The sequence below is a fragment of the Streptomyces sp. NPDC058246 genome (assembly GCF_042881985.1).
Taxonomy (GTDB): domain Bacteria; phylum Actinomycetota; class Actinomycetes; order Streptomycetales; family Streptomycetaceae; genus Streptomyces.
Genome location: NZ_JBHVWZ010000001.1, coordinates 59481 through 78073, shown reverse-complemented (window position 1 = coordinate 78073; position 18593 = coordinate 59481). Strand labels below are relative to the sequence as shown.

Genomic DNA, 18593 nt, shown 5'->3' with positions numbered 1-18593 from the left:
TCACAGACGCGGAAGGGGGTGCGGGACGGTGCGTGCTATCAGTGGGCTGTGGCGCTGGCGGCGCAATCCGCTGCGCCGCGCGACCGATCTCGTCGAGGCATGGCTGGCCCTGGCGGCCATCCTGCTCATCCTCGTCGCCGCGCCTCTCATCGGCGCCGTCGCCGGGGCGGCGGCCCAGGGCGTCCTGCAGGAGTCCGTGCGGGACCAGCGCGAGGCCCGCCGCGAGGTGGCGGCCACCGTTGTCAGGCGCCTGTCTCTCGGCCCCCTTCAGCCCGACCCCGAGACGTCGTCCGCGCAGGACGCCCACAGCCGTGTGCTGGCCGACTGGACCGCCCCGGACGGCACCGCGCGTCACGGGACGGTGATAGCCACCCTCAAGTCCCCGCACCACGGGGACCACTTCACGATCTGGACCGACCTGCACGGCCGAATAGTCGGCCGCCCGCTGGACAGTGCCACCGCGACGACCCACGCCGTGCTGGCCGGGTTCGGCGCGGCCGCGATGTTCGCGGGACTCGTCGAGGGCGGCAGACGGCTCCTCGTCTGGCGCATGGTCCTTGGCCGGTACGCCCGTTGGGACCGGGCATGGGACAAGGCGGGCCCCGACTGGGGCAGGACGGGCACCGGCAGCTGACCGCCTTCCCGCTCCGGTCAACCCGGCGCCCCCGCGCACGCTACGGTGGACCGGCCGAAGTGTTCGGCACCGCCGTGAGAGGCTGTCCGTCCGGGACCAAGATCCCGACGGCCTTTCAGCACGGCCTCGCAGGACCCGCGTACGACGAGGTGGGGGCACAACAGCGCCATGGCACAGGGCACGGTCCAGGTGACGCACACCGGCACCTCGCGGTGGCGGCGCCGCACGGGAGAGTACGCATCGCTGGCCGCCGCCCTGGAGGCCGCCGCGGACGGTGACGTGCTCACCGTCGCTCCCGGCACCTACCGGGAGAACCTGGTGGTGCAGCGCGCGGTGACGCTGCGCGGCCCTGAGGGCTCCCCCGGCTCCGTGCGGATCGCGCCGGTGGACGGGGTGCCGCTGACCGTGCGCGCCTCCGCCGTGGTCCAGGACCTGCATGTGGAGGGCCAGGACTCGGCGGCGCCCGCGCTGCTCGTCGAGGAGGGCACTCCGGAGCTTCTGGACGTGCGGATCGTGACGCGGTCCGCGGCCGGGATCGAGGTGCGCGGCGGCGCCCGCCCGACCGTGCGCCGGTGCACCGTCGACAATCCGGCCGGTATCGGCATCGCCGTACTGGACGGCGGCGGTGGGGTGTTCGAGGAGTGCGAGGTCGTCTCCGCCGGTCAGTCGGGCATCGTGGTGCGCGGGGGCGCCCGTCCGCGGCTGGAGCGGTGCCGGGTGCACCACGCCTCCGGCGCGGGCCTGTCGGCGACCGGTGAGAACTCGTCGCTGGAGGCGGTCGGCTGCGAGGTGTACGAGGTCAAGGGGTCCGGGGTGCAGATCACCGCGCGGGCCACGGCTCATCTCACCGACTGCGATGTGCACCGTACGACCGCCGACGGCGTCACGCTCGACACGGACGCGGTGCTCACACTCGCCGACTGCCGCATCCACGACATCCCGGAGAACGCGGTCGATCTGCGCTCCCGCTCGGTTCTCACCCTGACGCGCACCACCGTGCGGCAGTTCGGGCGCAACGGTCTGTCGGTGTGGGACCCGGGCACGCGCGTGGACGCCAACCAGTGCGAGATCTTCGACAGTACGGGCGACTACCCCGCGGTGTGGGTCAGCGACGGCGCGACCGCCGTACTCGACTCGTGCCGGGTGCACGACGTGCCGGACGCCCTGTTCGTCCTCGACCGCGGTTCCCGCGTGGACGTCGTCGACAGCGATCTCTCGCAGGTGCGCAACACGGCCGTCTCGGTGAGCGACGGTGCCACCGCGCAGCTGGACGACTGCCGCATCAGGGACGCCGCGACCGGCGCCTGGTTCCGCGACCACGGCAGTGGCGGCACCCTGTCCGGCTGCACCGTGGACGGGACGCAGACCGGTGTGATCGTCACCAAGGGCGCCGATCCCAGCATCGAGCGCTGCACGGTCACCTCGCCTGCCGAGGCGGGCTTCTATGTGTCGGCGGGCGGCCGGGGCAGCTTCCTCAACTGCCGGGTGACGGACAGCGGGGGCTACGGCTTCCATGTGATCGACGGCTGCCGCGCGACGCTGAAGAAGTGCCGTACGGAGCGTTGCGCGCGCGGCGGTTACGAGTTCGCCGACGGCGGCGCGCAGGGTGCGGGCGGCGGCCCGGTCGTCGAGGACTGCACGAGCGACGAGAGCGCCGGACTGCGTCCCCCGGCGCACGAGATCGCCGTACAGACGTCCAGGCCGTCGCCCAGCCTGCTGGGCGCGATCCCCGGCCAGCGCGGCACCGAGCAGGAACCGCTCGTCGTCGCCACGGAGCCCGAGCGGCCGACGCGCACGTCGAAGGCCGTCCTCGGTGAACTCGACGCGCTAGTGGGCCTGGAGAGCGTCAAGCGCGAGGTGCGGGCCCTCACCGACATGATCGAAGTGGGCCGCCGACGGCAGCTGGCCGGCCTCAAGGCGGCGTCCGTCCGCCGCCATCTGGTCTTCACGGGCTCCCCCGGCACCGGCAAGACGACGGTCGCCCGGCTGTACGGCGAGATCCTCGCCTCGCTCGGCGTCCTGGAGAAGGGACATCTGGTCGAGGTCTCCCGGGTCGATCTGGTGGGCGAGCACATCGGCTCCACCGCGATCCGTACGCAGGAGGCGTTCGACCGGGCGCGCGGCGGTGTGCTGTTCATCGACGAGGCGTACGCGCTGTCGCCGGAGGACTCGGGCCGTGACTTCGGGCGCGAGGCCATCGACACGCTGGTGAAGCTGATGGAGGACCACCGGGAGGCCGTGGTCGTGATCGTCGCGGGCTACACGGCCGAGATGGAGCGGTTCCTTTCGGTCAACCCCGGTGTGGCGTCCCGCTTCTCACGGACCATCACCTTCAGCGACTACGCACCCGAGGAGCTGCTGCGGATCGTGGAGCAGCAGGCCGAGGAGCACGAGTACCGGCTGGCGCCGGGCGCGGCCGAGGCGCTGCTGAAGTACTTCACGGCGATCCCGAAGGGACCGGCGTTCGGCAACGGCCGTACCGCGCGGCAGACCTTCGAGGCGATGGTCGAGCGGCACGCGGGACGGGTGGCCCAGCTGGACGAGCCGAGCACGGACGACCTCACGCTGCTCTACGCGGAGGACCTGCCGGAGCTGCCCTGAGAAGGCGCCATCAGCTGCACCGGGGCATGCCACGACCGGTCGGCTGTCGGAGCACGCCGCCTCCGGTCGGCTGCCTCGGGGCACCGCCCGAGAGGGTGCCGTCAGCTGCCCCGGTGGATGCCGCCCCCGTCGTCGTCCTGCGCGCGCGGCGCCGGTACGTCCGGCTTCAGCCGTGCCAGTAGCTGTGCGCGCTCCTCGGCGAAGACCGGGTCCGCCTGGTAGTCGGAGTGGCCGAGGATCGGCGCGGGCAGCGGATGCCGTTCGGTGCGTCCGTAGGCGAGCGGATCCCCCAGGGGCTCGTGGTCGACCTGGGGGCCGCAGTCGCCGGGCAGCCGGACGGGTCCTCCGATGGGGTCGGTCCGGCGGTGCAGATTGCGCCAGCAGGCGACCTCGCGGTGCAGCGAGGTGAGGGCGGCGGGGCCGAAGTGGGCCGGGAACCAGCGCCCGTACAGGCGCTCCAGTGGTGAGCCGTAGGTGAGCAGGGCGATCCGTTTGCGTACCGACGGTTTCAGCTGCCAGGCCGCGGCGGCCGCCAGCACACTGCCCTGGGAGTGGCCGGAGAGCACGAGCCGGCCCCCGGTGCTCTGGGTCCAGGTCGCCATGCGCCAGGTCAGGTCGGGCACGGCGCGCTCGGCGTAGCAGGGCGGTGCGAAGGGGTGGGCGGCACGCGGCCAGAACGTGCCGACGTCCCACAGGATGCCGATGGTGCGGCGCGCGGCCGGGTCCTTGTAGGCGCGGCGCCCCCAGGTGACGAACACTATGAAGCCGAGGCCGATCAGCCAGGAGCCGAGTGCCTGCGCGGTCTCCGCGGCGCCTTGGACGACGGCGTACGACCCCTGTGCGGCCTCGCTCGGAGGGTCCTCGGTCGCGAAGGCACCGGCCAGGGCTCCGGCGCCCAGCAGCAGTGTCACGAACGAGATGATGCCGACCATGCGGGGCGCCCGGTCGGTGAGGGCGGCCATCGCGCGTGTGCTCGCGATGCGGCGGGTGCGTGCGGTGTCCTTGGGTTCTCCCTTGTAGTCGAGCTCCACGGCGTTCATCTCCCGGCGGCGCAGCGTCCAGGTCAGCCGGGCCAGCCAGCCGATGAGACCGAGCAGGACGACGAGCAGTGCGGGGATCACCGAGGCCTGCCAGGTGAGCAGGACGGGCGGGCCCGGAATCGAGTCGCGGGTGCCGTCCAGCCAGTCGGCGACGCGCTGGGACACGCCGCCGGACATCACACCGCCCAGCGCGCAGGAGAGCATCGCGACGGCGGGACCGGCGAGGCCGCGCATGGCGGTGCGCGTGTCGGGACGGGTGCGGTACAGGATGCGGGCGACCACGCCGAGCACGACGACCAGCAGGCACTGTACGAGGGTGATGCAGCCGAACGTCATGTCGCCGGGCAGTCGCCCCGCCGAGTGCCAGCCCGGCCGTGACCACCCCGCGTACACCAGGGTCAGGGCGAACAGGACGATCGAGCCGATGGGCAGCCAGCGGACGAGGGTCTGGTCCAGTTCCTGGTCCAGCCGGTTCTCGCTGCGGCCGCGGCGGCAGACCACCCACAGCACGACCACCGCGCCCACGACGAGGATCGCGTCCAGGAGCCGGCCCAGCGTGTCGAGCACGGCGGGGCCGCCCGGGGCGCGGTCGTAGCGGGCTGCGGAGGTGCCGACGGCCGCGGCGACGGTCAGGAAGCCCGCGGCGGTGTGCGCGGCACGCAGTCTGGCGACCAGGCGGCGCCCGTACCAGAAGCCGGGCCGGCCGAGCCCGGTGCGCCCGGTCTCCTCGTCGGGCTCGGCCCGGCGGGACATCGGCTGCTGCGATTCGTACGCGCTCCAGGTGCGGTGGGACAGGTACCACAGGAGGCCGGTCAGCGCTGCGGGCACCAGGCCGGCCAGGGCGAGGCGGCGGCCGGGGCGGCTCCACCAGCTGTCGCCCGACGTGGCCGGGGACAGGAATCCCAGCCAGGAGTGTTCCTGGGCGCACGCGCGCGTGCCCGCGCACTGCCAGGCGGTCAGGTCGAGGGCCACCTCGCACGCGGCGGCGACCAGTAGCACCGTGAGGGTGAGTCCGGTGAGCCGGACCAGCAGGCCGTAGAGGCGGACCGTCCGGGTGCGGCCGCGCGTGGTGGGGCGCATCCAGTGCGCGAGGTTGACCACCATGAAGGGCAGGAGCAACAGCCACAGAGCGCGGGCTCCGTTGCCCGAGGTGAGGTTGCACCACACATAGGCCTCGCGGACCGGGCCGGTGCGGTGGTCGTCAGGGCGCCGTTCCGTGTCGGCGTCGGGTAACCCGTCCCCCTCCGCGTCGGCGTCGTCGGCACGTCGGTAGACGGCCGCCGTCTCGTCGCCGGTGATCCGGACGGTCCGCGGATCGCCCAGCATCTCCTCCGGTGTGGCGCCGCCGACTCCGTGGACCAGGAGTTCCAGGGCGGTTCCGGCCGCTTCGGGCCGCTGTGAGGGGCCCTCGGGCTCCCCCGTCGAGACATGTTCCCGTGCACGTTCCACTGTTCTGCACTTCCCCCGTGCCGCGTGTGGCGTGTGTCATGTGCAGGCACAGGATCTCCCTTCCTGGTCGTCCGCACACCTGTAGTCACGGAATCTCCCCGATACGTGTGACAGTGGCGCGGCGGGTGGGGCCCGATGTCCCTGCGGGCAGTGGCGCGACTGTCGGTGAGCCGTGCGAGGATGGGACGTCCTCCAGACCTCGGACAAGGAGAATGTCCACGTGGGAGTGGGTTCGGACGGAGTGTCGGGCAGACAGCGGCGAAGGGACCGGAGCGGACGTGAGTGAGAATCAGAACCTCCTCGCGGAGCAGCGCCGTGCCCTGATCCTCGACGAGGTGCGGCGCCGCGGTGGCGTCCGCGTGAACGAACTGACCCGCAAGCTCGGCGTCTCCGACATGACGGTCCGCCGAGACCTCGACGCGCTGGCCCGTCAGGGCGTCCTGGAGAAGGTGCACGGCGGCGCGGTTCCGGTGGTCGAGGCGAGTACGCACGAGCCGGGGTTCGAGGCCAAGTCGGGTCTGGAGCTGACCGCCAAGGAGGACATCGCGCGCGCCGCCGCCGAGTTGGTCACGCCGGGTTCGGCGATCGCGCTCTCCGGCGGTACGACGACATACGCGCTGGCCCATCAGCTCCTGGACGTGCCGGACCTGACCGTGGTCACCAACTCGGTACGCGTGGCGGACGTGTTCCACTCCGCGCAGCGCACCTCCGGCCAGCGGCAGGGTGCCGCCACGGTGGTCCTGACCGGTGGGGTGCGTACGCCGTCCGACTCGCTCGTCGGACCCGTGGCCGATCAGGCCATCGGAGCACTGCACTTCGATGTGCTGTTCCTCGGTGTGCACGGGATATCGGTCGAGGCGGGACTGTCGACGCCGAACCTGGCGGAGGCCGAGACCAACCGACGGCTGGTGCAGTCGGCGCGACGTGTCGTCGTGGTCGCCGACCACACCAAGTGGGGCACGGTGGGCCTGAGTTCGTTCGCGGCGCTGGAGCAGGTCGACACGCTCGTCACCGACGCGGGGCTGCCGCCCGAGGCCCGCGTGGAGATCGCGGAGCACCTGAGGCGGCTGGTGGTGGCCGGTGAGCCTGAAGACGGTACAGACATCTGACGGTCCGCCAGCTATGGTGTCGCTGCCCGCGCCGCCGTGACGCTGCCCGCGCCGGTCCACGCAGCGGGTGCGCCCCGGTCATCGCCCACTGCCGTCCGGGACTCCGTTCCCGCTGGGGGGTTTGGTACATGGCACGCCGTCTGCGTCCGGTGGGACTCGACTTCGTCGAGACCGCTCCGCTGCGTCTGGTGTTCGCGCGCGAGATGGCCGCGTCCCCGGAGGCGGTCTTCCACGCACTCGCGGAGGACGTGCCCGGCTGGAGCCAGTGGTTCCCTGCGGTGACGCTCGCCCGATCGACCGCCGAGGGTGCCGGCCGCGAGATCCGGCTCAGGGGCGGCACACGCTTCGAGGAGGCGGTCCTGGTGGCCCGGGCGCCCGAGGTGTACGCCTACCGCGTGGACGTCACGAACGCGCCCGGGGCCCGCGCCCTGGTCGAGGAGTGGCGCCTGACGCCGGCCGGCGAGGGCACGCGCGTGCAGTGGACCTTCGCCGCCGACGGCGCGGCGCCCTTCCGGCTGGCACTCCGGCTGGGCCGGGCAGGTCTGGGCCGCGCCTTCCGCGAGGCGGTGAAGGCGCTGGACCGGCGACTGGCGTCGACGCTCGCCTGAGGCCGCTTCCGCGAGCGCGGATGTGATGAGCCGTGACCGCCCGCGAGCTCGGTCACGCCGCCGCTGTGAGAGCGGAGGGCGACGGGACGAAGCGGGACTCGTTTCCGTTCACTCGGCCCCTGGGGCGGCAGTCGGCGTGCTAGGTGTATTGCCCCGCAGGGTTGTTGACTCGGCTGATGGGTGGCTTGCCTTCGAGTGCGGTGTGGCAGCGGTGGTGGTTGCAGGTGTGGAGGAAGTCTGCCAGGGCGGCGGTGCGTTCGGTGTTGATGCGGCGCCGGAGCCATCCTCCGACCTGATCCGCCGGCCAGGCCCTAGTCCGGCCACACGCCCGTCTCCAGCAGCGAGGTGATCGCCGCCGTGTACGGCGCGATGTCCAGGCCCTGTTCGGCCAGCCAGGCGTCCGAGTAGTACTTGTCGAGATAGCGGTCCCCGGGGTCGCACAGCAACGTCACCACGCTCCCCGTACGCCCCTGCGCCACCATCTCGGCGACGATCTTCAGCGCGCTCCACAGGCCGGTGCCGGTGGAGCCGCCCGCCTTGCGGCCGATGGCCTGTTCCAGCGCGCGTACGGCGGCGACGCTCGCCGCGTCGGGCACCTTCATCATCCGGTCGATGGCGCCGGGCACGAAGCTCGGCTCCATACGCGGCCTGCCGATGCCCTCGATGCGCGAGCCGCAGTCGCAGGTGACGTCCGGATCGCCGGTGGTCCAGCCCTCGAAGAAACAGGAGTTGTCCGGGTCGGCGACGCAGATGCGCGTGTCGTACTGCATGTAGTGGACGTAGCGCGCGAGGGTCGCCGAGGTGCCGCCGGTGCCGGCCGTGGCGACGATCCAGGCGGGTTCCGGAAACCGCTCCAACTCCAGCTGACGGAAGATGGATTCGGCGATGTTGTTGTTTCCGCGCCAGTCCGTGGCCCGTTCCGCATAGGTGAACTGGTCCATGTAGTGGCCGCCGGTCTGTACCGCGAGGGCGGCGGACTCCTCGTACATCTTGCGCGAGTCGTCCACGAAGTGGCACTGCCCGCCGTGGAACTCGATCAGGCGGCACTTCTCCGCGCTCGTGGTGCGCGGCATGACCGCGATGAAGGGGACGCCGATGAGCTTGGCGAAATAGGCCTCGGAGACGGCCGTGGAGCCGCTGGACGCCTCGATGACGGGGCGGCCGGGCCGGATCCAGCCATTGCACAGCCCGTAGAGGAAGAGGGAGCGGGCGAGGCGGTGCTTGAGGCTGCCGGTGGGGTGCGTCGACTCGTCCTTCAGATAGAGGTCGATGCCCCACGTCTCGGGGAGCGGGAACCGCAGCAGATGCGTGTCGGCCGAGCGGTTGGCGTCCGCCTGGACCTTGCGGACGGCTTCTTTGAGCCAGCTCCGGTATTCCGCGTCGCTGTGGTCGACGTCGAGGGTTTCGCCGGTCCGGGTCTGCTGGGGGGTGCTCACGGCGGGGCTCCTTACACATCGCGCCGACGCCGGTTCAGCTGGTCGGACACCTCGATCATAGACACACTCCGCACGCTTCTCACCTGCATAAACACAACTTTGGGTCCCCCCAAGGCACCCCTGGGGCAGGGGTCTGCGAGGCGGTGGGGGCGCATCCCGGCGAGTGCTCCCGTCCGTGCTGTCACCTCGTCATGCGCACTGGTGCTCCTCGCCCGGTGCGGGCAGACTGCACCGCGTGGGGCGCACGGCCCCGCAGCGGGACGCACACTGGATCAAGACCCACGCCGGAGCACCACGCGCGCGGGGTCACGACAGGGCACAGCCGAAGCGCACAAGGGGGCGGGGCATCATGGCGGAGCCGGAGTTCACGGCCACGGGCGTGCGGATCGGGAAGAGGCTGCGCTCGCTGACGCGGGCCGGACAGGTCCGGATCAGCGACGGCAGGCTGCAGTTGCTCACCAGTTACGGCAGTGAGATCGACAGCGCGCCGGTACAGGCGGTGCGGGCGTCGAAGCCCTGGTTCGCGCACGAGGACCGGGCGTTGGCGGACGTCAACGGCACGCGCTACTCCCTCACGCTCGGCGAGCACGACCCCGCACCCGGCAAACCGGGGCCGCCCTCGGCGCGCCGGTTCATCGAGGCGGTACGCAGGGCGGCGGGGCGCAATCACTGAAGCGCTCGGCGAGGCAGCGGGCCGACAACAGAATCATCACGCACACCGGCGGGGCGCGGCGGCTGAAGTCGACCGCCGGCGGCACGGCGCAGCAGCTCAAAGGGTTGCCGCAGCGGCGGAACGTGCCGCGAGTTGCAGGACCGCACCCCCTGGGTCACTCTGGTCTCACATCATCACTCTGGGTTTACCGGCGATAACGCTGCGAACCAGCCCGCCGGCCACCACAGCAGGCGGCCGTTCCACTCAGCCACTCTGCTGGATCCGATCTCCGTCTTCTTCCGGACCTCAATTCGGGGAGTCGCAGCCGTGATCAGCCAGCCAAGCAGGCATTGCACGGTGGAGCTCCAAGCCCTGCCGTCGCGGATCGGCCAGGTCCGCAGAATCGTATCTGCGCAGTTGCGCTACTGGCATATGGACCCCTTGATAGACCGGGCCGCGCTCGGTGTCACCGAACTGTTGTCCAACGTCCACCGGCACGCCGAGCCCGACAAGCTGTGCACCGTGGAGATCGAGCTGCTGCTCGACCGGCTCACCGTTTCGGTGCACGACCACGACCCCCGCCTGCCCGAGCTGCGGGACGCGGAAGCCTCCGCCACCTGCGGACGCGGCCTCGCGATGGTCGCCGCGGTGAGCGAGAGCTGGGGCGCGCGCCCGGACGGAGATTCCGGCAAGGTCGTGTGGTTCACGCTTCCCGCGCCGACACCGGTGCTGGTGGCGCCCGGGGTGGCCGCGCCCGTGGTGACGGCACCCGCAGTGGCGGCGCCCGTCCGTACGCCGTACGACACGGCCCGCGAGACCCCGCGCAGGCACGCTGTCGACGAGCGCAGGCCGGAACACGCTCCCGCCCGGTCCGCCGTTGCCGGCTGACCGGGCGGTGACCCCCACCTGGCACATCGCGGTGCCCTACGCCCCCTGGTGGCTCACTCGGTGGCGATGGCGCGCAGCACGTCCAGGCGCGCCGCACGCCGTGCCGGGCGCAGGCCCGCGAGAGCTCCGGCCGCGAGGCCCACCAGCGCCACCACGACGAGTTGCGCGGGCGGCACCGCGAAGGCGAAGGCGCTGTCCGACGCTCCGTCGGACGCCTTGACGAGCACCCAGCCCAGGAAGGCGCCGAGGGTGAGCCCGCCGGCCGTGCCGAAGGCGGCCACCAGGACCGACTCCCAGCGGACCATGGCACGCAGTTGCGCCCGGGTCTGTCCGACGGCCCGCAGCAGACCGAGTTCACGGGTGCGCTCGTGGATCGCGAGCGTGAGGGTGTTGGCGATGCCGAGCAGCGCGATGAGCACCGCGAGGGCGAGCAGCGCGTAGACGAGGGTCAGCATCATGTCGATGCCACTGGCCGAGGACTGCGCGTACTCCTGCCGGGTCTGCACCTCGGGATTCCCGTACTGTGCCGCGACCTTCCGCACCGCCGCCTTGCCCTCGGCCGTGCTCACGCCGCCCTTGAAGGAGACGGCGACGAGGCTGTCGGAGTCCTGGGTGCGGTGCGGGGCCCAGGCGGCCCGGGTGATGACGTAGTCGCCCGCGAGTTCCGACCGGCCGTAGACCGCGCGGACGGTGAAGTTCTGCTTCTTGCCGTCGGTGAAGGTGAGTCGGGCCGTGTCGCCGGTGGTGAGGTGCTGCTTGTCGGCCTCCTTCCTGGTGACGGCGAGGCCATCGGTGCCCAGGTGGTCGAGCGAGCCCCGCACGTCGCCGAGGTCGAAGACCTTGCCGAGCGTGACGGGATCCGTGACGGTCAACGCGCGCCCCTTGCCGTCGACTTCGGCGACACCACGGCCCAGGCCTACGGCGTGCTCGACGGTCGGCTGCCCCGCGAGCGCGGGTGCCAGCCTGGGGCTGAGCCCGCTGCCTCCCGCGCCGAACGACGGGGTGCTGACGGCGACGTCGCCCGCGAAGGAGCGGGAGACCGTCTGGTCCATGGTCGCCTTGAGCGAGGCGCCGAAGACCGTGAACAGCGAGACCACGGCGACGCCGATCATCAGGGCACTCGCGGTGGCGGCGGTCCGCTTTGGACTGCGCAACGCGTTGCGCCGGGCAAGCGCGCCCGTGACACCGCGCAGCTTGTCGAGCGGCGCGCCGATGGTTCGTACGGCTGTCGAGGACGCGACAGGGCCGAGGACCACGAACGCGGCGAGCGCGAGCACGGCGCCGAGGCCCGCGAGCCACAGGGAGGGGTTCGCCAGGACTCCGGTCAGGGTGGTGCCCACCGCCAGTGCGGCCAGGCCGCCGCCGACGACCGCACGTCCACGCGAGGCCCCGGACTGGTCGACGGCCGTCTCGCGCAGCGCGGCCAGCGGGGCGATGCGTCCGGCGCGCACGGCGGGCAGCAGCGCGGAGCCGAGGCAGACCACGATGCCGACCGCGAGCGGCAGCAGCATGGACAGCCCGCTGATCACCAAGTCGCCGCCCGGGAACGGGAATCCGATGGCCGGGAAGAGTGCCTGCAGCCCGGCCGCGATGCCGATGCCGCCGGCGAGCCCGACGCCCGACGCGGTGACGGCGACGACGCTCGCCTCGACGAGGCTGGCGACGGTGACCTGACGGCGGGAGGCGCCGAGGGCGCGCAACAGGGCGTTCTCACGGGTGCGTTGGGCGACGACGATCGCGAAGGTGTTGTGGATGGAGAACGTCGCGACGAGCAGGGCGATGCCGGAGAACACCAGCAGGAAGGTCGTGAAGATGGTCAGGAACTGGCTGGAGATCATATCGGTGTTCTCCTGCGCCGAATCCTGGCCGGTGATCGCCTCGACTCCCTTGGGCAGGACGGGAGTCAGGTCGGCGACGAGCCTGTGCTGACTGACACCGGGGCCTGCCCGCACGCGGATGCTCGCGGCCTCGCCCGGCTTCGCGGTGAGGTACTTCTCGGCGTCGGCCTGCGTCATTCCGGTGAACGTCACCTGCGCCATGCCGTCCTCGCCCCCGAAGGTCGCGAGGCCCACGATCGTCACCTGGACGGGATCGGGCGTGCGCAGCGTCGTGGTGTCGCCGATCTTCAGGTGGCCCTTCTTGGCGGCGCCCCGGTTGACGACGACCTCGCCGGACTTCGACGGGAGGCGGCCTTCGGCGAGTCGGTACGGGTTGAGCTTCGGGTCGGCGATCCAGTTGCCGGCGAGGGTGGGCGGCCCCTGACCGCCGATGGGCTTGCCGTCGCGGCCGACGAGCTGGCCCGCGCCCTCGATGTCGGGGGAAACGGCCGCGACGCCGGAAACCCGCTCGATGGCCGCCACCAGGGCGGTGTCGACGGGCCGGCGCACGCCCTGGCTCTCGCCGGGCGTCGTGATGGCGTCGGCGCTGCGGACGACGGCGTCCGTGCCGCTGGTCGCGTTGCCGAACATCGTGTCGAAGCTGGCGCGCAGCGTGTCGCCCATGACCAGCGTGCCGGCCAGGAAGGCGACACCGAGGAGCACCGCGAGGAACGTTCCGGCGAAGCGTCGTTTGTGGGCGCGCAGCGAGGAGAGGCTGATGCGGAGCGAGGCGTTCATGAACGCGCCCCCTGGCCGTCGAAGGCCTTCATCCGGTCGAGGACCTTGTCGGCCGTCGGGGCTTCCATGCGGTCCACGAGGCGTCCGTCGGCGAGGAAGACGACCTCGTCGGCATGGGCGGCGGCGACCGGGTCGTGGGTGACCATGACGACCGTACGGTCCATCTGGCGCACCGCCCGGCCGAGGAGGTTCAGGACCTCCTCGCCGGAGCGGGAGTCGAGGTTGCCGGTGGGCTCGTCGGCGAAGACGATGTCGGGCTGTCCGGCGAACGCCCTGGCCACGGCGACGCGTTGCTGCTGCCCGCCGGAGAGTTCGCTGGGACGGTGGTGCAGCCGGTCGCGCAGGCCGACGACGTCGACGAGCGCGTCGATCCATTCGCGCGAGCCCTTGCTCCCGGCGAGGTCCATCGGCAGCGTGATGTTCTCCGCGACGGTCAGCGTCGGGATCAGGTTGAACGCCTGGAAGACGAAGCCGACACGGTCGCGGCGCAGCAGGGTGAGGCGGCGGTCGTCGAGCGTGCCCAGCTCGGTGTCACCGATGAACGAGGCGCCCGAGGTGAGGGTGTCCAGGCCCGCCGCGCAGTGCATCAGGGTGGACTTGCCGGAGCCCGAGGGCCCCATGATCGCGGTGAAGCGGCCGGCCGGAAAGCCTACGCTCACCCCGTCCAGGGCCCTCACGGCGGTGTCGCCGGAGCCGTGCACCTTGACGGCGTCGTCGACGCGTGCGGCGTGACGGGTGACGGTCACGATGGTCATACCGCGCCGCCCTTGCCCGCAGGTCCGAACTGCTCGTCCAGGACGGAGAGCCGGCGCCAGTACTCGTCCTCGTCGATCTCGCCGGAGGCGAAGCGACGGCCGAGCACGGCGATCGGCGAGTCACCGGTGGGACGGACGCTGCCACGGGGGTCGCCCATCGCGCGCCACGGTCCGCCGCGACCGCCCCACACGGTGCGGCGCAGGACGGTCACCACGCCGATCACGACGGCCGCCCAGATCAGCGGGAAGAACAGGATCCACGGGCCGGGCCCGCCGTCCCAGTTCGCCAGGGTCTGCATCTCGATTCATCTCCTCGGTTTCTCGGGGGTTTTCCGCTGTCTCGAGACTCGCGCCGGGCGGGGGTCCCCGTCGTCGTACGGCCAGCGGCCGTACGCGTACCTCCCCGGGAGTACGCGGGGGCGGTGCGGCTGCTCCCCGGAGGTGCTGCTCGGTTCCCCGAGGGGGTCTCGACTTCTGTACCTACTGGTATGTACAGTTGCTTCATGAGCACTCCCGAGCGACTGATCGAGTCCACCCGCGAGCTGCTGTGGGAGCGCGGGTACGTGGGCACCAGCCCCAAGGCGATCCAGCAGCACGCCGGCGCGGGGCAGGGCAGCATGTACCACCACTTCAAGGGCAAGCCCGATCTGGCCCTCGCCGCGATCCGCCGCACCGCCGAGGAGATGCGCGGTACCGCCGAGGCGGTACTGGGCGCGCCCGGCTCTCCGTACGAGCGGATCGAGGCCTATCTGCGCCGGGAGCGCGACGTCCTGCGCGGCTGCCCTGTCGGGCGGCTGACGATGGATCCGGACGTGATCGCGAGCGACGAGCTGCGCGCGCCCGTGGACGAGACGCTCGACTGGCTGCGCGAGCGCCTCGCCGGAATCGTCGAAGAGGGCAAGGAGCAGGGCCAGTTCGCGCCCACGCTCGACGCGGAGGAGATCGCCGCGACCCTTCTCGCGACCGTCCAGGGCGGCTATGTGCTGGCCCGCGCCTCCGGCTCACCGGCCGCCTTCGACACGGGAGTCCGCGGCCTCCTCGCTCTTCTCACTCCTCTCCGATAAGGGAGTTTCATCACCATGCACGCCATGCAGTACGAGGTCACCTTCCCCGCCGACTACGACATGAGCATCATCCGTGGCCGTGTCTCCCGCATCGGGCACCTGCTCGACGACTGGGGCGGGCTGGGATTCAAGACATTTCTGCTGCGCGAGCGCGGGGTGGACGGTTCGCCGGTCAACCAGTACGCGCCGTTCTACCTGTGGAACACCGCCGAGGGCATGAACTCCTTTCTGTGGGGCGGAGCGTTCCAGGGGCTGGTCAATGATTTCGGGCGCCCCGTGGTGCAGCACTGGACCGGTCTCGCGTACGAGGAGGGCGGCGCCGCCGGTTCGCACGCCAAGGTCGCGGTGCGGCGGCGACAGCCCGTGGCCGAGGGAGTCGAGCTGTCCGAGGTGATGGAGGAGGCCGCGCGGGAGGCGGAGCGGCTCGCCGCGCTGGACGGCGCGGTCTGCGCGGCGGCGGCCGTCGATGCGCGGCACTGGGAGGTGGTCCACTTCTCGCTGTGGGACCACGACTCCCCCAAGGCGTCGGGGGAGATCTTCCAGGTGCTGCACATGTCGGCGCCGGAACGCGACCGGCTGCCGCGGGGGCGGCAGTGGTGAACACGTCACCGAGGCGATGCGGCCGGCCGCCGCGAGGCCGGCCGTGGTGAGCACATCGCCCGGCACCGTGCGGACGGTGCTCGGCGATGTGCGTCCCGAGGATCTGGGCGTCTGCGACGCGCACGACCACCTCTTCTTCGGCAGCCCCCGGCTCCCGGGGCAGGAACTGCGCGACGCGTCGGCCGCGCGGGCGGAGCTGGCCGCGTTCCGCGCGCAGGGCGGCACGGGCGTGGTGCAGTGGACGCCGTACGGTCTGGGCCGGCGCGCCGCGGATCTGCCGCTGCTCTCCCGCGACACCGGCGTCCATGTGGTCGCCGCTACGGGACTGCACCAAGCGGCGCACTACACCCCCGAGTCGCTCGCCGAACTGCGCGGCAAGCTGGCGGCCCTCTTCGTCTCGGAGCTCACGGCCGGCATCGGGACGTCCGGCGTCCGGGCCGGGCTGATCAAGGTCGCGGGCGGCTTCCATGCCCTGGACGCGCACGCCCGTTGGACGATGACCGCCGCGGCCGAGGCGCACCACGCCACGGGGGCGCCGATCGCCGTCCACCTGGAGCTGGGCACCGGCGCCCTCGACGTACTCGACCTGCTGTGCGGGGAGTTGGGCGTGCCCGCGCACCGGGTGGTCCTTGGCCATCTCAACCGCTCACCGGACTCCGTGGTGCACCGCGAGGCCGCCGAGGCGGGCGCATACCTCGCCTTCGACGGCCCCTCACGCGCGAACCACGCCACGGACTGGCGCATGCCCGACGCCGTACGGGCCCTCGCCGACGCCGGTTTCGGCCACCGCCTGCTCCTCGGCGGCGACACGACGACCGCCGCGGCCCGCTCGGTCAACGGCGGCCCCGGGATGCCGTATCTGCTGCGGCGCATACGCCCGAGACTTGAACTCGCCCTGGGCCAGGACCTCGTGGAGCGCGTCCTGACCGAGAACCCCGGGCGCGCCTTCGCCGTCGAATGGCGTTAGGCCACGGAGACGTCGCCGAGCACGTCCACGAACACGTCTGCGGCGGGACGGAGTTCGGCCGCCGCGGGGCGGAGCCTCGTGCGGCGGGTGGGCGACGTGGGCCTCGGTCGGTTCCGGATCCGAAGGACGTCTCAGATCAGATTCCGGCCAGCGCCGCCAGTGGGTCGTCGAGAACCGGCTGCCAAGCCAACTCGGCCGCCCCCACCAGGCTGTTGTGGTCCAGGGTGCAGGCGAGGATCGGTACGCCGCCGCTCTGTCCCCACAGGCTGCGGTCGGCGACGACGGCGCGCAACCGGTCCGGGTCGGCGTCGAGCAGGCTGCGGTGCAGGCCGCCGAGGATGATGCGGTCCGGGTTGAGGATGTTGACGAGGCCGGCGAGTCCGAGGCCGAGTCGGTCGATCAGCGCCTCGGTGGCCGTGCGGACGCCCGGATCGTCGTACCGGCCGCGGATCAGGTCGTTGGCCTGCTGGAGCAGCGACACCTCGGGGCCCGGCTCGCGGCCCGCCGCGGTGAGGAAGGCCAGCGGGTCCGCCTCGACGTCGAGGCAGCCGCGGCTGCCGCAGTAGCAGGGGCGGCCCTCGGGGTTGACGGTGAGGTGCCCTACTTCGAGGGCGAGCCCCGAACTGCCCGTGTGCAGCCGCCCGTCGAGCACCAGCGCCCCGCCGACTCCCCGGTGCCCGGTGGCCACGCACAACAGGTCGCGGGCGCCGCGCCCCGCCCCGTGGCGGTGCTCGGCGAGGGCGGCGAGGTTGACGTCGTTGGCCGCGAACGCGGGCCCCTGGATGCCGGCCGCGCGTACCCGCTCGGCGAAGATCTGGCGTACCGGCGCACCCGCGGGCCAGGCCAGGTGCAGGGGGTTGAGGGCGAGGCCTTCGGGTTCGGCGACCGCGGACGGTACGGCGAGTCCGGCGCCCACGCAGCGGCGGCCGGTCTCTCGGAGCAGTTCGGCTCCTGCCTCGACGACCGAGCCGAGCACTTTCGCGGGGTCCGCGTCGACGGTCTCGCAGCCGGGCGCGGTCGCGACGATTCGGCCGCCGAGGCCGACCAGCGCGGCGCGGAACCCGTCGGCGTGCACCTGTCCGGCGAGCACGACGGGCCCGTCCTCGGCGACCTCGAGACGATGTGAGGGCCGCCCCTGCGAACCGGCCGCCGCGCCGGGCCGCGCGTCGACCCTGATCAGCCCCAGCGCCTCCAGCTCGGCGGCCACGGCGCCCGCCGTCGCCCGGGTGACCCCCAGCTCGGCGGTGAGCACGGCACGCGTCGGCGCCCGCCCGGTGTGCACGAGTTCCAGCGCCGGGCCGAGCGCTCCGCGCCCCCGGTCCAGTCGCGTCCGCGTGTTCCCTTCCCCCGCAGTCCGGGGGCCCGCCTTGCCGTTCATGAGGGCGAGTCTCCCATGATCCGCTCCTCCGGTGCCCCGTCCGGTCGCCGGACGGCCCCGCGGAGGCGGTGGTCTAGAAGCCGCTGACCCGGAGCGTCACGTTCAGCCGGCCGGTCAGCCCCAACTCGGGCGGCGAGGTGCCCGCGAGCACCCGCGGCACACCGTGGAAGGCGCTCCGCGACACCCCGCCGAACACGAAGAGATCGCCGCTGCGCAGCTCGACATCCGTGTACGGCCGCGCCCGCGACTCCGTGTTCCCGAAGCGGAAGACACAGCTGTCACCGAGGCTCAGCGACACGACCGGGGCATCCGACTTCTCGTCGCTGTCGCGGTGCATACCCATGCGGGCATCGGCATCGTAGAAGTTGATCAGTGCGATGTCGTACGCCATGTCGTACGGGGCTGTCGCGGCGGCCTCCGGGCCGAGGGCGTCCCGCACCGCGTCCCGGCCCAGATCGGCCAGCCAGGTCGGGAACGGCTTCACCGGGGAGCCGTCCCCGTCGACCACGGTGCGCGCGTACCCGTACGGATACCAGTGCCAGCCGAGACAGACCTGCCGCGATGTCATGGTCCCGCCGCCGGGCGTGCGGACCGTGCGCAGGCCGGCCGGCGGGCGCGCCCAAGCCCGGCAGGCCTCCAGGAGCTGCCCCTGGCCACCGGTATCCAGCCAGTCCGGAACGTGCACCGCGCCGGGCGCGATCTCCCTCCGGCTCCGGGGGAACAGCTCCGCGTCCGTGGACATGGCCCCATCCTCGCGCACCTGCACCGGAACGGGGCGGGTGGGGTGGGTGGAGTGA

The 18593-nt window shown here is 72.2% G+C and carries 16 protein-coding genes and 1 pseudogene; 9 read left to right on the top strand and 8 right to left on the bottom strand.

Annotated elements, in window-relative coordinates:
* Nucleotides 1–28 precede the first annotated feature (28 nt).
* Nucleotides 29–634, top strand: a complete 606-nt coding sequence (locus tag ACFVXA_RS00280; protein WP_383735454.1) for a hypothetical protein — start codon at nt 29–31, stop codon at nt 632–634.
* 168 nt (nt 635–802) lie between these two features.
* Nucleotides 803–3235 carry a right-handed parallel beta-helix repeat-containing protein gene (locus ACFVXA_RS00275; RefSeq protein WP_389464373.1) on the top strand — a complete coding sequence of 811 codons (2433 nt, stop codon included), beginning with the start codon at nt 803–805 and terminating at the stop codon, nt 3233–3235.
* A gap of 101 nt (nt 3236–3336) precedes the next feature.
* On the opposite strand, the gene ACFVXA_RS00270 is transcribed toward ACFVXA_RS00275, so the two are convergent.
* On the bottom strand, nt 3337–5724 hold the full coding sequence (locus ACFVXA_RS00270) for a hypothetical protein (RefSeq protein ID WP_390023208.1): 2388 nt from the start codon (nt 5722–5724) through the stop codon (nt 3337–3339).
* A 278-nt stretch (nt 5725–6002) separates the two neighbouring features.
* Here ACFVXA_RS00270 and ACFVXA_RS00265 point away from each other — a divergent pair, with 278 nt between their 5' ends.
* Together ACFVXA_RS00265 and ACFVXA_RS00260 are read left to right on the top strand one after the other, a co-directional pair.
* On the top strand, nt 6003–6833 hold the full coding sequence (locus tag ACFVXA_RS00265; protein ID WP_362015718.1) for a DeoR/GlpR family DNA-binding transcription regulator: 831 nt from the start codon (nt 6003–6005) through the stop codon (nt 6831–6833).
* Between the two features lie 128 nt (nt 6834–6961).
* Nucleotides 6962–7441 (top strand): SRPBCC family protein, encoded by a 480-nt coding sequence (locus tag ACFVXA_RS00260; RefSeq protein WP_383735459.1) that lies wholly within the window; start codon nt 6962–6964, stop codon nt 7439–7441.
* Nucleotides 7442–7580: 139 nt separating this feature from the next.
* Here ACFVXA_RS00260 and ACFVXA_RS00255 read toward each other — a convergent pair.
* Nucleotides 7581–7706 (bottom strand): annotated as a pseudogene (locus ACFVXA_RS00255) (IS481 family transposase); the annotation flags it as partial.
* Between the two features lie 46 nt (nt 7707–7752).
* Entirely contained in the window at nt 7753–8877 is a 1125-nt protein-coding gene (locus ACFVXA_RS00250) for a PLP-dependent cysteine synthase family protein (protein ID WP_362015714.1), read from the bottom strand.
* Between the two features lie 349 nt (nt 8878–9226).
* Here ACFVXA_RS00250 and ACFVXA_RS00245 point away from each other — a divergent pair, with 349 nt between their 5' ends.
* A complete protein-coding gene (locus ACFVXA_RS00245; RefSeq protein WP_362015711.1) occupies nt 9227–9550 on the top strand; it encodes a hypothetical protein in 324 nt (107 codons plus the stop codon).
* A gap of 306 nt (nt 9551–9856) precedes the next feature.
* The gene (locus ACFVXA_RS00240; protein ID WP_390023205.1) at nt 9857–10417 is read left to right on the top strand and encodes an ATP-binding protein; all 561 of its coding nucleotides are present in this window, start codon (nt 9857–9859) and stop codon (nt 10415–10417) included.
* A gap of 53 nt (nt 10418–10470) precedes the next feature.
* Here the strand turns inward: ACFVXA_RS00240 and ACFVXA_RS00235 are convergent, their stop codons facing one another.
* The 3 genes from ACFVXA_RS00235 to ACFVXA_RS00225 are packed head-to-tail and all read right to left on the bottom strand — an operon-like array spanning nt 10471 to nt 14086.
* On the bottom strand, nt 10471–13032 hold the full coding sequence (locus ACFVXA_RS00235; protein WP_390023203.1) for an ABC transporter permease: 2562 nt from the start codon (nt 13030–13032) through the stop codon (nt 10471–10473).
* Nucleotides 13029–13787 carry an ABC transporter ATP-binding protein gene (locus ACFVXA_RS00230; RefSeq protein WP_390023200.1) on the bottom strand — a complete coding sequence of 253 codons (759 nt, stop codon included), beginning with the start codon at nt 13785–13787 and terminating at the stop codon, nt 13029–13031. Before ACFVXA_RS00230 ends, ACFVXA_RS00235 begins: the two co-directional genes overlap by 4 nt.
* Nucleotides 13784–14086: an SHOCT domain-containing protein gene (locus tag ACFVXA_RS00225; RefSeq protein ID WP_390023198.1), complete on the bottom strand. Its 303-nt coding sequence runs from the start codon at nt 14084–14086 to the stop codon at nt 13784–13786. The genes ACFVXA_RS00230 and ACFVXA_RS00225 overlap by 4 nt, the downstream gene beginning before the upstream one ends.
* A gap of 189 nt (nt 14087–14275) precedes the next feature.
* On the opposite strand from ACFVXA_RS00225, the gene ACFVXA_RS00220 reads away from it, so the two are divergent.
* Genes ACFVXA_RS00220 through ACFVXA_RS00210 form a run of 3 tightly spaced genes read left to right on the top strand, consistent with a single transcriptional unit; the run spans nt 14276 to nt 16418 of the window.
* Nucleotides 14276–14851: a TetR/AcrR family transcriptional regulator gene (locus tag ACFVXA_RS00220; RefSeq protein ID WP_362015697.1), complete on the top strand. Its 576-nt coding sequence runs from the start codon at nt 14276–14278 to the stop codon at nt 14849–14851.
* 15 nt (nt 14852–14866) lie between these two features.
* A complete protein-coding gene (locus ACFVXA_RS00215) occupies nt 14867–15451 on the top strand; it encodes a DUF4865 family protein (RefSeq protein WP_390023196.1) in 585 nt (194 codons plus the stop codon).
* Nucleotides 15452–15467: 16 nt separating this feature from the next.
* Nucleotides 15468–16418 carry a phosphotriesterase gene (locus tag ACFVXA_RS00210; RefSeq protein WP_390023194.1) on the top strand — a complete coding sequence of 317 codons (951 nt, stop codon included), beginning with the start codon at nt 15468–15470 and terminating at the stop codon, nt 16416–16418.
* Nucleotides 16419–16554: 136 nt separating this feature from the next.
* On the opposite strand, the gene ACFVXA_RS00205 is transcribed toward ACFVXA_RS00210, so the two are convergent.
* Complete coding sequence (locus ACFVXA_RS00205; RefSeq protein WP_362015689.1) at nt 16555–17796, bottom strand: ROK family protein; 1242 nt, start codon at nt 17794–17796, stop codon at nt 16555–16557.
* 73 nt (nt 17797–17869) lie between these two features.
* The gene (locus tag ACFVXA_RS00200; RefSeq protein ID WP_383905749.1) at nt 17870–18538 is read right to left on the bottom strand and encodes an alpha-ketoglutarate-dependent dioxygenase AlkB family protein; all 669 of its coding nucleotides are present in this window, start codon (nt 18536–18538) and stop codon (nt 17870–17872) included.
* Nucleotides 18539–18593 lie beyond the last annotated feature (55 nt).

Coding starts and splice junctions, on each gene's coding strand:
- ACFVXA_RS00275 (WP_389464373.1), top strand. CDS start 803: ATGGCACAGGGCACGGTCCAGGTGACGCACACCGGCACCTCGCGGTGG.
- ACFVXA_RS00260 (WP_383735459.1), top strand. CDS start 6,962: ATGGCACGCCGTCTGCGTCCGGTGGGACTCGACTTCGTCGAGACCGCT.
- ACFVXA_RS00245 (WP_362015711.1), top strand. CDS start 9,227: ATGGCGGAGCCGGAGTTCACGGCCACGGGCGTGCGGATCGGGAAGAGG.
- ACFVXA_RS00235 (WP_390023203.1), bottom strand. CDS start 13,032: ATGAACGCCTCGCTCCGCATCAGCCTCTCCTCGCTGCGCGCCCACAAA.
- ACFVXA_RS00230 (WP_390023200.1), bottom strand. CDS start 13,787: ATGACCATCGTGACCGTCACCCGTCACGCCGCACGCGTCGACGACGCC.
- ACFVXA_RS00225 (WP_390023198.1), bottom strand. CDS start 14,086: ATGCAGACCCTGGCGAACTGGGACGGCGGGCCCGGCCCGTGGATCCTG.
- ACFVXA_RS00220 (WP_362015697.1), top strand. CDS start 14,276: ATGTACAGTTGCTTCATGAGCACTCCCGAGCGACTGATCGAGTCCACC.
- ACFVXA_RS00215 (WP_390023196.1), top strand. CDS start 14,867: ATGCACGCCATGCAGTACGAGGTCACCTTCCCCGCCGACTACGACATG.
- ACFVXA_RS00210 (WP_390023194.1), top strand. CDS start 15,468: ATGCGGCCGGCCGCCGCGAGGCCGGCCGTGGTGAGCACATCGCCCGGC.
- ACFVXA_RS00205 (WP_362015689.1), bottom strand. CDS start 17,796: ATGAACGGCAAGGCGGGCCCCCGGACTGCGGGGGAAGGGAACACGCGG.
- ACFVXA_RS00200 (WP_383905749.1), bottom strand. CDS start 18,538: ATGTCCACGGACGCGGAGCTGTTCCCCCGGAGCCGGAGGGAGATCGCG.